The 14,619-nt window shown below is 48.4% G+C and carries 12 protein-coding genes; 9 read left to right on the top strand and 3 right to left on the bottom strand.

Annotation, left to right across the window (positions count from 1 at the left end; translation table 11 throughout):
* Positions 1–59 precede the first annotated feature (59 nt).
* The 3 genes from CHH60_RS21740 to CHH60_RS21750 all read left to right on the top strand — a co-directional run bounded on the left by CHH60_RS21740 (position 60) and on the right by CHH60_RS21750 (position 3,109).
* Positions 60–953, top strand: a complete 894-nt coding sequence (locus tag CHH60_RS21740; protein WP_095361116.1) for an NAD(P)-dependent oxidoreductase — start codon at positions 60–62, stop codon at positions 951–953.
* A gap of 295 nt (positions 954–1,248) precedes the next feature.
* Positions 1,249–1,992 (top strand): nuclease-related domain-containing protein, encoded by a 744-nt coding sequence (locus tag CHH60_RS21745; RefSeq protein WP_095361117.1) that lies wholly within the window; start codon positions 1,249–1,251, stop codon positions 1,990–1,992.
* A 274-nt stretch (positions 1,993–2,266) separates the two neighbouring features.
* On the top strand, positions 2,267–3,109 hold the full coding sequence (locus tag CHH60_RS21750; protein WP_095361118.1) for a hypothetical protein: 843 nt from the start codon (positions 2,267–2,269) through the stop codon (positions 3,107–3,109).
* 103 nt (positions 3,110–3,212) lie between these two features.
* On the opposite strand, the gene CHH60_RS21755 is transcribed toward CHH60_RS21750, so the two are convergent.
* The 3 genes from CHH60_RS21755 to CHH60_RS21765 all read right to left on the bottom strand — a co-directional run bounded on the left by CHH60_RS21755 (position 3,213) and on the right by CHH60_RS21765 (position 6,251).
* A complete protein-coding gene (locus CHH60_RS21755) occupies positions 3,213–3,881 on the bottom strand; it encodes a DUF2642 domain-containing protein (protein WP_255248039.1) in 669 nt (222 codons plus the stop codon).
* A 13-nt stretch (positions 3,882–3,894) separates the two neighbouring features.
* A complete protein-coding gene (locus CHH60_RS21760) occupies positions 3,895–5,262 on the bottom strand; it encodes an arsenic transporter (RefSeq protein ID WP_095361119.1) in 1,368 nt (455 codons plus the stop codon).
* Positions 5,263–5,450: 188 nt separating this feature from the next.
* Entirely contained in the window at positions 5,451–6,251 is an 801-nt protein-coding gene (locus CHH60_RS21765; RefSeq protein ID WP_095361120.1) for a hypothetical protein, read from the bottom strand.
* A 336-nt stretch (positions 6,252–6,587) separates the two neighbouring features.
* Between CHH60_RS21765 and CHH60_RS21770 the strand changes: the two genes are divergently transcribed.
* The 6 genes from CHH60_RS21770 (at position 6,588) to CHH60_RS21795 (ending at position 14,472) form a co-directional block, all read left to right on the top strand.
* Positions 6,588–7,640, top strand: coding sequence for a CotH kinase family protein (locus CHH60_RS21770; protein ID WP_095361121.1), 1,053 nt, complete (start codon positions 6,588–6,590; stop codon positions 7,638–7,640).
* A 188-nt stretch (positions 7,641–7,828) separates the two neighbouring features.
* Positions 7,829–9,610 (top strand): cache domain-containing sensor histidine kinase, encoded by a 1,782-nt coding sequence (locus CHH60_RS21775; RefSeq protein WP_095361122.1) that lies wholly within the window; start codon positions 7,829–7,831, stop codon positions 9,608–9,610.
* Positions 9,607–10,683: a response regulator transcription factor gene (locus tag CHH60_RS21780; RefSeq protein WP_095361123.1), complete on the top strand. Its 1,077-nt coding sequence runs from the start codon at positions 9,607–9,609 to the stop codon at positions 10,681–10,683. Before CHH60_RS21775 ends, CHH60_RS21780 begins: the two co-directional genes overlap by 4 nt.
* A gap of 205 nt (positions 10,684–10,888) precedes the next feature.
* The gene (locus CHH60_RS21785) at positions 10,889–11,863 is read left to right on the top strand and encodes an ABC transporter permease (protein ID WP_095361124.1); all 975 of its coding nucleotides are present in this window, start codon (positions 10,889–10,891) and stop codon (positions 11,861–11,863) included.
* A 14-nt stretch (positions 11,864–11,877) separates the two neighbouring features.
* Positions 11,878–12,747 (top strand): carbohydrate ABC transporter permease, encoded by an 870-nt coding sequence (locus tag CHH60_RS21790; RefSeq protein WP_095361125.1) that lies wholly within the window; start codon positions 11,878–11,880, stop codon positions 12,745–12,747.
* A 69-nt stretch (positions 12,748–12,816) separates the two neighbouring features.
* Positions 12,817–14,472, top strand: coding sequence for an extracellular solute-binding protein (locus tag CHH60_RS21795; protein ID WP_095361126.1), 1,656 nt, complete (start codon positions 12,817–12,819; stop codon positions 14,470–14,472).
* Positions 14,473–14,619 lie beyond the last annotated feature (147 nt).

A 14,619-nucleotide genomic window follows, 5' to 3' on the forward strand; every position in this document is an offset into this window, starting at 1 on the left:
TATAGCGATCCAAGACAAGCACCTCACCAAACCATAGAGAAACAAGGAGGAAACCTACGATGACAAATACGACGAAGGCACCTGGAGAGACGAAAGTCGGCTTTATCGGTACAGGCGTTATGGGGAAAAGCATGGCAGGTCACATCCAGAAAGCGGGCTACCCGCTGCATGTGTATACCCGCACAGCTGCCAAAGCGGAAGCGTTGGTGAATGAAGGGGCCGTTTGGCACGATACACCAGGCAAACTTGCGGCTGAGTGTGATGTCATCATCACCATGGTAGGATATCCGAAGGATGTAGAGGAGATTTATCTTGGCGAGGACGGTCTTGTGGCCAATGCCAAACCGGGTTCAACCCTGATTGATATGACGACATCCAGTCCCATGCTGGCTGCTCGCATCTTCGAGGCGGCAGAAGCCAAGGGGCTGCATGCATTGGATGCACCCGTATCGGGTGGAGATATTGGCGCACGCGATGGCAGGCTTTCCATTATGGTTGGTGGCAACTCGGAAGCATTCGAAGCAGTACGACCGCTGTTCGAGTGTATGGGCACCAACATTGTATTGCAGGGCAAGGCGGGTTCCGGTCAGCATACCAAAATGTGCAACCAGATTGCCATCGCATCAGGCATGATGGGCGTATGCGAAGCACTCGCCTATGCCAAGAGTTCGGGGCTTGACGCGGAGAACGTGCTGAAGAGCATTGCTACCGGTGCAGCCGGAAGCTGGTCGCTTAGCAATCTCGGTCCGCGCATGATCGCAGGCGATTTCGAGCCTGGATTCTATGTGAAACATTTTATCAAAGACATGGGGATTGCCCTTGAATCGGCCAAAGCCATGGGCATGAAGACGCCGGGTCTTGCGCTCGCGGAATCCTTGTATCAGGAAATATCCAGGAATGGTCTGGATGAGAAGGGCACGCAGGTGCTCTATACGTACTATCTTCAAGCATAAATACATTTTGTGGTAAGCGGCAGCGTGTTCTTTTTCTTCAGTGGAAAGGGATGCGCTGTTTTTTTAGAATTTTCAATGGATCGCATGTGTCTAAAGTCACAATATTGGTTAAATATTTTCGTGTGTTTTGGTTTGTGCAAGGAAATTAGGCCTGATGACCTTTATTTTTACCCACCTTCATCCGACATAAGTAATAGAAGTTTACATAATGGAAGTCCAAAGATGTTGTTATGTTGTTCAATTGTCGTAACCGATCACCTGTAACTCACACTAAATTTTAGAACGGAGCTTGCCCATGTTCAAAAAAATCCTGTCTCTGTTCAAGACACAGCCAGAGCTTGCGAGTTCAATTACGGCTTCGGCCCCCGCAATCCCGGATACGAGCACTGCACCTGCTCGAATGACGCGGAGCAGACGCAAGTCCAAATCCAAATCCAAACATGAAGCCGCTTGGATCGGCGAGCCGGAAGAACCGACTACAGCAGAACGACTGTATAGTCTCCCGGGACAATACAAAGTTTTGAGTGATCTGCTCGTTGCCAATCCCAAATCCCGTTCAGGCTATTCTCAGATTGATCATGTTGTTATTGGTCCGCGGGGGATCTTCGTCATCGAGACCCGTAACCTGACAACAGGCGAGATTCGGGGTGGGCGCAGAGAAGCCAACTGGACGGTCAGTACCAGTCGCATTAAGATGTATAACCCCCTGATGCAGCATCGGGGTCATGTTGAGGCGGTTCATGCACACCTCGGAGATTATAAGCGGATCCGCATGATTTCCATGGTGACCTTCACCAATCGCTGCCGGATCAGTGTCGATCCTGCGGTACGGTATGTGAATTCTGATGAACTGGTGATATATGATCATGAATTGGTTGAAACCATTCTGCGCAAAACGGAAAGACTTGAAACAGAAGTGCCTGAAACGTTGTTTAAAGAGCAGGATATTCAGGCGATTTATTCCTTGCTGTCGTCAGCCAATTGCACAGAGCCTCAGACTCGGGCGGAACATATCGAGAAGGCTAAGGGTATTAAATAGCGTATAGATAGGTTTCTTGCAGACACTGTTGTCCTTCGGGATGACAGTGTCTTTTTGTACTTTTGTCGGGGGCATCCAGTCATGACATCTCAAGGAGACAGGTACATCGTCGTATACACCCAAAATTTAACTTATGTTAGAATGTAGACCAATACTTACCTGTGAATACGGCATGTTATCCGAAGATAGATCATATGGATTATAGGAGTTCAATCGTACATGCCATGGTTAATTTAGATTATATGCATACATAAGATAAGGGGAAGATTATACCATGAAATGGACACAACCGATTCGGATGTTTACCTTGATATTCAGCTTGGCTGCTGTTTTATCCGCATGCGGTGGCGGGGCCAAGGAAGCTGCCAGCCCAGCGCCTGCCCAGGAGGCAGCTGAAGCGACAGCAACAGAGCCGTCCGGTGCCGATACGGCAATTGAGGATAAGGAGAGCAATGCGGCGGAACCAGCCTCGAATGCTACGGAGACGTTGAAAGAACTGCAGGATCAATACGCTGACAAGCTGGGCTATATCCGTATTCCGCTGGACGACCATCCGGTTCGCCGGGTTAGTGAGGAAGGGTCCAAGAATATTAACGTTGCCAATTACAGTGATACTGTCGTGGATATGAATGCGGAGGTTCCGATTCATGCCAATACACAGCGTTTAATCGATGACGCCTTTCCTTTCTTTACAACTGTACAGGCTCCTGACGTGACCTATATCACTTGGGATGAAGCTACGAACCTGGAACGGGCTATGGTAAAGACGCTGTTTATTTCTCGTGAAGGTCTGCTGATTACGGAAGATGCGATGAATAACAAGGATTACAGCAGCCAATCGTTTCAGGATTCCATGGATTTCTTCAGAGTTACCGCAAAATTCGAATCCATGGCTCCGGTTGCACAGCATCCATATGATATTACGTTAAGCGAACTCTACGACAAGGCCCGCAAGTCATGGGGGGAGCTGGCAGTAATGGACCCCGAGCAGGATGAGGCAGCGTTTGCCGAGAAGTACCAAACGGCGAGAACTGATGCCAATAATGCGATGGGGCTGCTTAACATATTGCTGTCTACGAATGAGGAAGAGCGTATGGAACAGACATACGGAAAGTAGAAGCGCGGCTTGTCCCATTCATGGATGAGCCCCAACAACGTACCAACATAAATGAAAGGTCCATCCGATAAACGGATGGGCCTCTTCCAGCCATTTCCTATATTCAAGGCAGATGAATGGTTTGAATATGATCGGTATGCGTAATCAAGGTCTGACCTTCTGCCTCTACCAGTTCAATCAGCTTATTGTCTGCGGCCTTCAGCAATCCAGCCCGATATGGCTTGTCACCAAGGTTCAGGATGACAAGTTCACCAACCATTTTCTGAAGCTGTTGGTCCATTGTCCGGGAAAGAGGCATGGACGCAGGCTGAATGGGGAAATGCTGCTGGCTTAGGGAATAAGGCGTGCTGTTTGTTGGAGAAGGAATGATATATTTCAGATGATTGATGGAGACGTAGACCGAATGATGCAGCGGAGAGAAGAAGATGAAGTAATCGTTCATAATGTTCGTAATATAACCGTGCAGCGTACGCCCGCCTATCGAAATTTCACTGAATCTTCCGCGGGCATTCATTAATATTTTACGATACGATATATTGTTGTGATCCATCTCGGGATCAGGCGCAGGCACGCTGGAGGTGGAACTGGCATCGCCCCCTTTAGTTATGTGCATGGATTGAAGGTGATGAAGAGGTACATAGAAGAATCGTTGATCTCCGTAAACAACAATCAGGTCCTGACCCATATCAATGATCTCACCCTGAATTGGAAGTTTACAGCCGGATAGTTCCAATTCGATGGATTTTCCAAGCCACATTGTTGGGAATTTCACAGTATACCTCCTCTCAATATAGAATAGACGTCCAAATATATAGGGAAAATAGGCTGACAATTAGACTAATTGGTATCACTATGAAGGTGACTTTCATATACTGTTTCCAAGAGACTCGAACATGGTTGGTCTTCAAAATATACATCCAGATCAACGTTGCTAGAGTACCTATCGGTGTCAGCAAGGCGCCTATATCACTTCCCAGAATGTTGGCCAGGTAAGCCAGATGCAGCTGGGTATCACCTAGTTGAAGATCGGTTACTGCAAAGGTGCCAATCATGACGGAAGGCAGGTTATTGAGCAGATTGGATAATAGAGTGAGCATTAGACCCGATACGGCAATGAGACTGGCGTCACCACCTTCTATCATGGGCTTCATCCACTGAACGATAACAGCTGTCATTCCAGCCCGGTGAAGACTATCCACGATAATATAAATGCTGAAGGCGAAGAGCAGAATATGCCAGGGCGTTTGTGTAACTACATCCTTAAGTCCAGTCCGGGTGCGATACCAACGCACAGCCAGCATCAGAACAACACCAGTGATGGCGACAATCTCCATAGGGATTCCCCACTGCTCAGCGAGAAAGTATCCTGCACGAATGAATACAACAATCCCGATACAGACACGGAACAACCACCAGTCTACGCTCATTCCACTATCTGCTCGTGGTGTATCCTGATTTCCTGTTTGCAGCGGATGATACCCTGAACCGGATGTGGATTGCATGGACATAGGGTAGTGATGAATAACCTTGGGAATACTTTTGCGAAAATAATAGAACAGCAGTATGGTCATCACCATGATCCCCAGCATCGATGGCACAAACATCATCTGGGTGTAGGTGTTCAGGTTTAATCCGACCATTTGCAAGGCGATGAGATTGGCAAGATTACTAAGTCCGATCGGGGCACTGGAAGCTGTAGCGATGAGTGCACCTGAGATCAAGTAAGGTAATTGCTGATGCACTTTGAGGCGTAGGATGGAACAGATTCGGAGGATGATCGGTGTTGTAATCAGTATACTGCCGTCGTTGTTGAAGAAGATGGTCATGAGAAAACAGAGTAATAGAATCAGCCAGAATAATCGGAAGCCGGAGCCTCGTGCCTTTTCTATCATATTGATGGCGATCCAGCGGAAAAAACCGATGCTCTCGAGAATGATGGACATGACAATGGTCGAGAGAATGGTTACAGCAGCGCCAGAAACAATCCCGAAGATGCCAACGATATGGGCGAAGCTGCTTACACCAGTAATAACAAGAAGAAGGGCGCCAAGCGAAGTAGGAATGGATTCATTTAATCCGCCAGGTCGCCACATCAGGAAAATGACAGTAATAATAAACACCCCGAAGGTTAACCACAACTGGTAATCAGGCATTTACTGTGATTCACCTCCCAGGGGGAGAAGTCCTGGTGGAGATTGAATCGAATGTTCGTGGGTTGGAGTGGGCCTTCTTCCAGGTAGAACGATCCAGTACAAAGGCACACCGATTAAGACAACAGCAACGAAGATCAACATGATGTTTCCCCCCTTTAAACTGGTTGATAACCTAAGCTGTCACGTGATTAGCAAGATCTCTTTTTGCCGCCAGATTTGTTTCCTTTGGATTGGTTGCCTTGAGCTCCTTTTGAACGGTTGCCACGAGATTGATTACCCTGAGCCGCTTGATTACCTAGGGAACGATTGCCGCGTGCTTGATTACCCTGAGCCGCTTGATTACCTAGGGAACGATTGCCGCGTGCTTGATTACCCTGAGCCGCTTGGTTGCCTTGGGAACGATTGCCGCGTGGTTGATTACCCTGAGCTGCTTGATTGCCTTGGGAACGATTACTGCGTGCTTGGTTGCCTTGAGCCGCCTGATTACCTTGCGAACGATTACCGCGTGCTTGGTTGCCTTGAGCCGCTTGGTTACCTTGACTTGTGTTGTTTCCGTTATTATTGTTGTTACTTCCCCGAACAAGGGATACCGATTTTACATGTTGGAGAGGAATACGAACAATTTCCTGATTCTTCAAGGTTATAATTAATTGGTTCTGATTGGCATCGGCCAGGATGCCTTCGACTTTTTCGGGACCTCCCCGGTTGATTTGAACACGACGGAAGCGCAGTGCCTGCATAACCCCCAGAAACGTGTTGGCTGGAATAGGATTACCTGTCGCTGCATTTCTGTTTCCACCGGAACGGCCTGTGTCTGTTATGCTTTTGACATGGGTTTCATTGACATAGACGATGCCTTCCTTGCAGCTCATCGCCATATAGTCCCACCGTACGTCCATCAGCGTGCCCGTTACGGAATCTGGGCCACCCCGGTTAATCTTGATCTCTCTTCCGAGCAAACCTCTCATACCTTGACCGTTCATAGACATTGTGTTGTGCCCCTTCCGTGATATAAGTTCAGATGGACATAAATGGCGGATGTTTTGTAGATCCCTTACATTCGTCATTCGTGTCTGTCTGTAGTTTAATCATATGAAACATGCCTTTGAGAGGGACTAGCCAGTCAACCATTTCTATTTATTTTGGCTATAATCTACGAGAAACGGATGATGTTCATAGATTAATGGCACGATTATTCCTCATTCCGGAAGGTTGGCTTGTAGGTGCTCTGAATGGAACTGTGTATCTGCCCTTACGGCTTGCTGTGCTCCTGCATAGGATGATGTAACAGCCTACGGGCAATCCAAGCAGTCTTCGAAAGGCGGATGGAAATGGCTCTACCTGTCTATCACATCACGGTGTCCGATAACGAGTATCAACAGTTAACATCAGATATTTGGTCAGATACGTTTGTGAGCGGAACGATGCAGATGGACGGCAAACCGCTTCCCATCCGAATTCGATACCGGGGAGGGCACACACGTGGCTATGTCAAAAAGTCTTTTGAAATTCGAACGTCCAGCAGAACGTTCCATTTTAATGCTGAGTACGATGATCCCTCATTGCTGCGCAATGCACTCTCGTTCCGTTTTTTTGAATCCCTTCGGGTTCCGGCTCCGTCGACGCAGCACTGCATACTGTATCTAAACGGACAGCTGAAGGGTGTCTATTTACGTATTGAGGGAGTTAAATCGTTCTTTTTTCGGCAGCGAAAAATGCCTGTTCGAAGCATCTTCTATGCGGTAAACGATCATGCGGGATTTGCACTGAATTCGACTGAAACAAACACGGATCTACTATCCGGATACACACTGATCCGCGGCAAGGACGAGGATCGCACGAGGCTCCGTACCTTTATCCAGCAGCTAAATACGAAGTCGAGGCAGGATCTGCTTCGCTTTTTGCAGACGAGAATGGATACGGATAACTATTTGCGCTGGCTGAGTGGAGCAGTACTTACAGGCAATTTCGATGGATTCCATCAGAATTACACATGGTATGAGAAGATCAAGACCCGGAGGTATGGGATCCTTCCCTGGGATTATGAGGGGACTTGGGGAAGAAACTGTTATGGCGCAAGAGTAGATCCGAACCTCGTACGGATTCAGGGATATAACAAACTGACCGGACGGCTGCTGGCTTTCCGCCTTTTCCGTCAGCAGTACAAGAGAATGATGAAGCAGTATCTGATGAACGTTTTCACTGAGAAACGAATTATGCCGGTAGTGTATCGATTACACGGTCAGATCCGTGAAGCTGTGGAGCAGGATCCCTACATGAAATGGCCGATGAATGTTTTTTATGATGAACCCGAGAAGATTCGTACCTATGTGGCAGAGCGCCGGGAGTATCTGCAGAAGGAGTTACACCGATTGTAGGTGCCCCGATATATGGTGAAATGATAAACTTTGACCAGTGCAGACAGGGTCAGGGTTTTTCTGTTTTTTTGAACAGGGGTGTGATATGTTTTTAAGCATAAGACGGGAACGGGATAAGGGTGAGGTGCGTGTACAGGATATGGTGGGACAATTTTTGTAAACGCTTTAAATTTAGAACGAAACTAGTCTTGTTTTTATCGGCTGCGACGGTACTCATCTCCGGAATGACAGGGCTGATCACATATCGCATCCATATTGCCCTGTTCAATGAAGAAGTCAGTCGTCAGTATAGTCTTACAGCAGAACAGGTTCTGGCACGGCTGGATTCGCGGGTCAACGACATGTACAAGGTTACGGATTATATCACACTCAATCCTTCCGTGAAAAATGCCATTAAGGCACAGGCAGCAGGCATCTCTTCCTATGATCAGATGAAGCTTGAGGATGAACTGGATGATCAGTTGTACCAGGTAAGGCTGGATGCACCGGAGATCATGGGGCTTCGCATTTATGATCTGAAGGGAAATATATTTAATCTTGGCGCCTTTGCTGGCTCGTTTCAACAGATGAATCCTTCCTATTTGGCCGAGATGGTTCATAAGCTGGAAGGGACGGGCGGTGAATATGTGTGGAATCGTCTGGGTCCGGATGCTTTTCTGCAGGAGGAGCAGTCCAATTGGATTTTGGCTGGACGATTAATGCGGTCGGTTGATCTGGAAACGTATGGAGTGATGTTGATCCTGTTTAACACCTCGCTGTTTGAGTCGTATCTCAAGGACCTGCGATTGAACGAGGAAGTTGCTGTTGATCTGTTTGATGCCGAAGGGCAGCTGCTATATGCGTTTCATAATCCGGATGCAGACCCACCACCGCTTACAGAGCTAAACCTGGGGGCAACAGAAATCAGGGACGAGCAGGGATCAACTCACCTCTATACCAAACAAACCTCCGACAAGGCAGGTTTCACACTGGTAAGCAAAGTATCGCTCGCACAGATTCAGAACAAAGGGAAACTCATCCTGCAAGTTGCCGTGTTCTCTGCCGCAGCCAGCGTACTATGCTCCTGGTTCATCATCACTATCATTAGCGGCAGATTGCTGCGTCCGCTGGCCAGTCTGGTCAATGCGATGAAAAGAGTGCGCGATGGCCAGTTCGATACAAGGGTCCGAATTGAGACGCGGGATGAGCTGGGCTTCATCGGTGAACGGTTCAATGCGATGGCTTCACGGATCGATACGCTCATTCATCAGGTGTACGAGCGGGAACTCAGTGAAAAGGAAGCCGAGCTCAAAGCCATTCAGGCGCAGTTGAACCCTCATTTTCTATATAACACACTAAGCATGTTTTTCTGGAAGTTTTATATGCTGGGCGATGAGAAATCCGCTCGTCTCGTTACAGCCCTGTCTGAAATGCTGCAGTATACATTGGAACCCGTGCAGCGATTAACGACTCTCCAGGACGAGATGACGCAAATCGATTATTATCTGCAAATCCAACAGGCCAGATATCAGGAAGCATTATCCATAGAAATTTCAATTCCTGCGGAGTTACTTCGCTGTCAGGTGATCCGATTGCTGCTTCAGCCTATCGTCGAGAATGTGTTTGTACATGCCTTCTCAGACAAGAGGGACAATCGCCATCTGCAGATTCGTGGTTTACGGCAACCAGGGCGTGAGACGGAGAAGGAAACGGACATGCTCATTATTGAAATAGTAGATAACGGCTGCGGCATGGATGCAGCAGTCATTGAACGAATAATGAAGCCAGTTCCACATGCGGAAGAAGAACGTCAGCATATCGGTATCCGAAGTGTGCTCCGAAGAATCGAACTGATTCACGGGGAGCCTTATGGCGTACAGATCGAGTCTGCTGTGGGTGAAGGGACGCTTGTACGCCTTCGTCTACCATATCAGATCGGAGAAGGAACCATGCCCGGGAATTCGGATGATAGAGAGGAGCAGGTGCTGTGAATGGACGAATGCTTGTAGTCGATGATGAAGTGTTATTCCGTCAGGGGCTAATTCATCTGGTTCGGAACAACCCTCTCGGATGGGAGGTTGTGGGAGAAGCTGCTGATGGAGAAGAAGCGATTCAGGCGGTGCACAGCTGTACGCCTGATCTGATTATTACGGATATTAACATGCCTGTAATGGATGGTCTGGACTTGGCTGAACGCATACATGAGAGCGGGCGGGATATCATGATTATCATTTTGACAGGGTATCGTGAATTTGAATATGCACAGCGTGCCATCCGCTATGGGGCTATTGAATTTTTGCTTAAGCCGTTCTCCCTCGATGAAGCATGTAAAGTGCTGCGCAAGGCACATGAACGGTATCGCCGGAAGCAGTCGGACATCCGAATCAGGGAGCAATACAACCAGGTGGACCGTACCGAGAGATGGCGCGAAGAACTGGCTTCACTGCTGCTCCATCAGCAATTTGAGCAGATGATCATTTGGGTGGAGGACCTGCTGGAGGAAGCCGCCCGAATGCCACTGCCCCAATGCAAATCCGAGATTCATCTGCTTATGAAAGTCATGACGGACATGCTCGCACAGCAGCTTCAGCCACAGGAATCCGAGGGACTGGACACATTCGGTCCAGATCCACTGCTGTGGATTCATACGGTGCCCGAAGTCATTGCATGGGCTCGCTCGAAGAGTGAAGAGTGGATGGATATGATGATGCGCTTGACCCGGGAACAGCAGGATCATGTGATCACACGTGTCATTCGGTATATTGAGATGAATTACGCCGGAAGCTGCACGCTGCAGGCCGCCGCTGTTCATGTGCATGTGACGCCGAATTACCTGAGTCATTTATTCAAAAAGGAGACCGGGCAGGGCTTCAGCCAGTATGTCAGCAAACGCCGGATCGAGAAAGCGAAGCTGCTGCTGTACAGCACCCGGCAGAGTATGGCGGATATAGCAGAACAGACAGGCTTCGATAACTCAAGCTATTTCACAACGGTATTCAAACAGGCGACAGGATTATCTCCTCGCGAATATCGTAAGCAGGGCACTGGAGATCACCAGGAGTAGCACCTGTTCTTTATGTGTTTTGCAGTCAAGATCAGATCATAAGGAATCTGTATGCAGACAGTTTTGTTTCCAATGACAACCCCACCATGTGGGGTTATTTGTGCGTAGAAATTTTAAAAAGGATCGTTAAATAACAAATGTTTACGCTTACATTTTTATCTAAAATACAGTTATAGCACATCCGCAGCAGAGAGGAGTGATGAATATGAAAGGCGAACTGGCCGCTGGAACGCCATCCGGAGTACAACCACCGGATAATGAAATGAAGCATCGAATCAGGCAGCAGCGGCTAAGAAGGTTCAAGACCAATATTCCGTTAATCCTGATGTTTATTCCGGTGATCCTGTTTTACCTGACCTTTCGTTATGCACCCATCGGTGGACTGGTCATGGCCTTCAAGGACTATAACTTCTATGACGGGCTCTGGCATAGTCCGTGGGTTGGCTTCCAACATTTCGAGACGCTGTTCAGCGATCCGCGTACGGTGGAGATCATCCGGAACACTTTGTTCCTGAGTCTGTTAAGCATCATCGTAGGATTTCCCATTCCGATTATCCTGGCCATTATGCTCAATGAAGTGAGAAACATGGCCTTCAAGCGGACGGTGCAGACGGTGGTCTACATGCCGCACTTCTTCTCCTGGGTCATTATTGCGATGATGATCATGACGGTTTTCTCATTGGAAAACGGGATCGTAAACCGCTGGGTCGAAGCTTGGACAGGTGAACCTTACCCGTTTATGTACAACAAGGGCTCCTGGATTGCGGTGTTCGTTGGATCGGGAATCTGGAAGGACATGGGCTTCAATGCCATCATTTTTCTGGCGGCACTCACGACCATTGATCCGAGCCAGTACGAGGCTGCACAGATGGATGGGGCGAGCAAAATGCGTCAGATTTGGCATGTGACCCTTCCGGGCATACGTTCAACGATTATTCTTCTGCTCATTCTGTCGATGGGGCGGGTGATGGAGGTTGGCTTCGACCAGGTCTATATGCTCCAAAATTCCAATGTCAACGAGGTTGCTGATGTCATCAGTACGTATATTTATCGCACGGGTCTTCAGGGAGCACAGTTCAGCCTGACGACAGCGATGGGATTGTTCGAATCCCTGGTGGCCTTTATTCTCATCTTTTGTGCGAACTACATTGCACGCCGATTCAATGAAGGTTTGTGGTAGGGAGGGAGAACAGCATGAGAAAAACCAGAGGAGAAAAAGTCTTTTATCTGATCAATTATGTGTTGCTATCGTTGGTTGCCGTCAGCTGCATCCTGCCCCTTCTGAATATCATTGCTTTGTCTTTCAGTGATGCAAGAGCCGTCGTGTCCGGTAACGTAGGGCTATGGCCAGTCGATTTCACCTGGTTCTCCTATCACAGCCTGATTACAGGGACGCCGATTCTGAACGCGTTCTGGAACAGTGTGGAGATTACGTTAATCGGTACAGGGCTCAGCATGGCCGTGACCATTATGGCGGCATATCCGCTGTCACGGAGGCACTTTTATCACCGGCGATTTTTTACGATGGCAATGGTGTTCACGATGATTTTTAACGGTGGACTCATTCCGACTTACCTAGTGGTGCAAAACCTGGGGCTGGTGAATAGTTACGGTGCACTCTGGCTGCCTGGCCTGGTGAGCACGTATAACATGCTGATCATGCGGTCCTATTTTGAAAATCTGCCTGGGGAAGTAGACGAGGCTGCCCGCATTGACGGTTGTGGTGAGCTGGGGCTGTTGTTCCGTATTGTGCTGCCGCTATCCAAACCTTTGCTGGCGACCATTGCTCTCTTTTACGGCGTGGGGTACTGGAATTCGTTCATGAGCGTGATGATCTACATCAACGATACATCCAAATACAACATGACTGTACTGGTCCAGAATATGATTATGTCCAATCTGAATGTACAGGACTTTACCGATCCAACGATGATTTCAAATCTGACACCGGAAGGTATTCGGGCGGCAGCCGTGATTGTGATGGTCATTCCGATTTTGGCGGTATATCCGTTCTTGCAGAAGTACTTTGTCAAAGGGGTTATGCTTGGTTCGATCAAAGGGTAAGACAGGCAAGCGGGATGTCGGTCATACTGCGTGGGTGTCATATTACAGGAGAGAAAGAGGGTCTTATCTATGGCGTTAACGATGAAGGCATGGATGAAGTCGGGTCTCGTTCTGGGCTTGATCGGTGGAATACTGACGGGCTGCACAGGGGGAGGTAGCAGTGAGCTGGCAGAAGGCGAAGGCAGCAGAGGGAACATCACATCAACGATCTATGATCGGGGTGCGGTTCCGAGCGGTATGGGTACGATAGAAGATAATATGTGGTCCAAGTGGATTAACGAGAACGGTCCGGCAAATGTCAAATATACGGCAGTTCCCCGCTGGGAATCCCAGTCCAAGTTAAACGTATTATTTGCTTCAGGCAGTGCGCCGGATGTCATTTTTGAATTCGGAACGCCCATCCGCAATACCCTGTTTAATCAGAAACAGCTTATGCCGCTGGATGACTTGATCGAGAACTCCAGCGTGGAATACAAAGCACTCATGGAGAAATATCCTCAGCTGAAGAAAGCTGGCATCAAAAGCGATGGCAAGTTGTACGAGGTCGGACGCATGAATGAGGTATTTCCGCTGACGAGCTTTTTCATCCGGGAAGACTGGCTGGAGAAGCTGAATCTGGAGGTGCCGACGAACGAGGAAGAGATGCTGGCTGTAGCCAAAGCCTTCACGGAAAATGATCCGGATGGAAATGGCGCAAATGATACATATGGCATCGGCGGGTTTCAATTTGGGGATACAGCAGGTCTGTTCCGCTATATGTTCAATGCCAACTGGGTCAATGTAGAGAATGGTGAAGTCGTTGTGGGTCCCAACCACATGAAGGAAGCGACCGCATTTAAACGTGCCTTGTTTGAAGCAGGCGTGGTGGATAAGGACTTTCTAACTGATAAGGACGGCGCCAAGGCGAAGCAGGATTTCCTGAATGGCAAAATCGGCATGTATGCTGCCATGACTTCGGATTATACGGGTTTTGCGGCGAAAGAACTGGATACGCTGATGCAAAATGTTCCGGAAGCTAAACTAAAAGTCATCGCGCTGCCAACCACTTCGGTCGGACAGTACACGATGGTATGGAACAACCCGGTGCAGATGACGGCGGTCGTGAATGCACGCGCCAAAAATCCGGAAGCGGTCATGCAGTATATTGATTTTTTAACCAAAACGGAGTCCGGTCGAACCTTCAAAAATGGATTTGAGGGCACACATTACACCCTGAACGAGCAAGGTTGTCCGCGCATCTCCGATCAGGAGAAATACAAGCAGGAGATCAGCTGGGCAGGGGACTATGCCATGATGTACAGCCGCCTGGAGGAAGGCAAATGCGGGTATACCGAAATGCTGTTCAGCGAGGAGATTCCATCCCAGAAGGAAGGGCTGCGACTCTTCAAGGAAGCACGGGAAGTATACATGACGGATCTTCCGGTCGGAGAGGGCGTGACCCACTCGGAACATATGCCACAGCTGCCGAAGGAGCTTCAGGTGAAGCTGACCAATGTAACGACAGCCATCAACGATATTTTCACACGGTCCATCATCGGGGGCAGCAAGTATACGGTTGAACAGGCTGCGGCGGAAGCCCAGCAGAAGTGGGAGCAAGGCGGAGGGCCGGAGATCGAAACGTGGTACAAAGACTGGTGGAGCAAGGAAAAGGATAATGTACTGGTCTGGGACGATTTCTATGAAATCTATGAACAGCAGCAGGCTGATTTTAAGAAGGCAAAGTGAACAGATTCTTATGTATTTAATGATTCAGCCTGGGCCTACCGCCCAGGTTTTTTTCCTGAATGGATATCCTCTTGTCCATTTCAGGTTAATAATGAGAAGGAAAGAAGATATTAACGATTCCAACCTGTAAAATGAGATATAATAATC

The sequence above is a fragment of the Paenibacillus sp. 7523-1 genome, assembly GCF_002276415.1.
Taxonomy (GTDB): domain Bacteria; phylum Bacillota; class Bacilli; order Paenibacillales; family Paenibacillaceae; genus Paenibacillus; species Paenibacillus illinoisensis_A.

Bases quoted from the DNA above. Each gene is read 5' to 3' on its own strand.
- CHH60_RS21750 (WP_095361118.1), top strand. From the start codon at position 2,267: ATGAAATGGACACAACCGATTCGGATGTTTACCTTGATATTCAGCTTG.
- CHH60_RS21740 (WP_095361116.1), top strand. From the start codon at position 60: ATGACAAATACGACGAAGGCACCTGGAGAGACGAAAGTCGGCTTTATC.
- CHH60_RS21790 (WP_095361125.1), top strand. From the start codon at position 11,878: ATGAGAAAAACCAGAGGAGAAAAAGTCTTTTATCTGATCAATTATGTG.
- CHH60_RS21770 (WP_095361121.1), top strand. From the start codon at position 6,588: ATGGAAATGGCTCTACCTGTCTATCACATCACGGTGTCCGATAACGAG.
- CHH60_RS21795 (WP_095361126.1), top strand. From the start codon at position 12,817: ATGGCGTTAACGATGAAGGCATGGATGAAGTCGGGTCTCGTTCTGGGC.
- CHH60_RS21745 (WP_095361117.1), top strand. From the start codon at position 1,249: ATGTTCAAAAAAATCCTGTCTCTGTTCAAGACACAGCCAGAGCTTGCG.
- CHH60_RS21760 (WP_095361119.1), bottom strand. From the start codon at position 5,262: ATGCCTGATTACCAGTTGTGGTTAACCTTCGGGGTGTTTATTATTACT.
- CHH60_RS21785 (WP_095361124.1), top strand. From the start codon at position 10,889: ATGAAAGGCGAACTGGCCGCTGGAACGCCATCCGGAGTACAACCACCG.
- CHH60_RS21765 (WP_095361120.1), bottom strand. From the start codon at position 6,251: ATGTCTATGAACGGTCAAGGTATGAGAGGTTTGCTCGGAAGAGAGATC.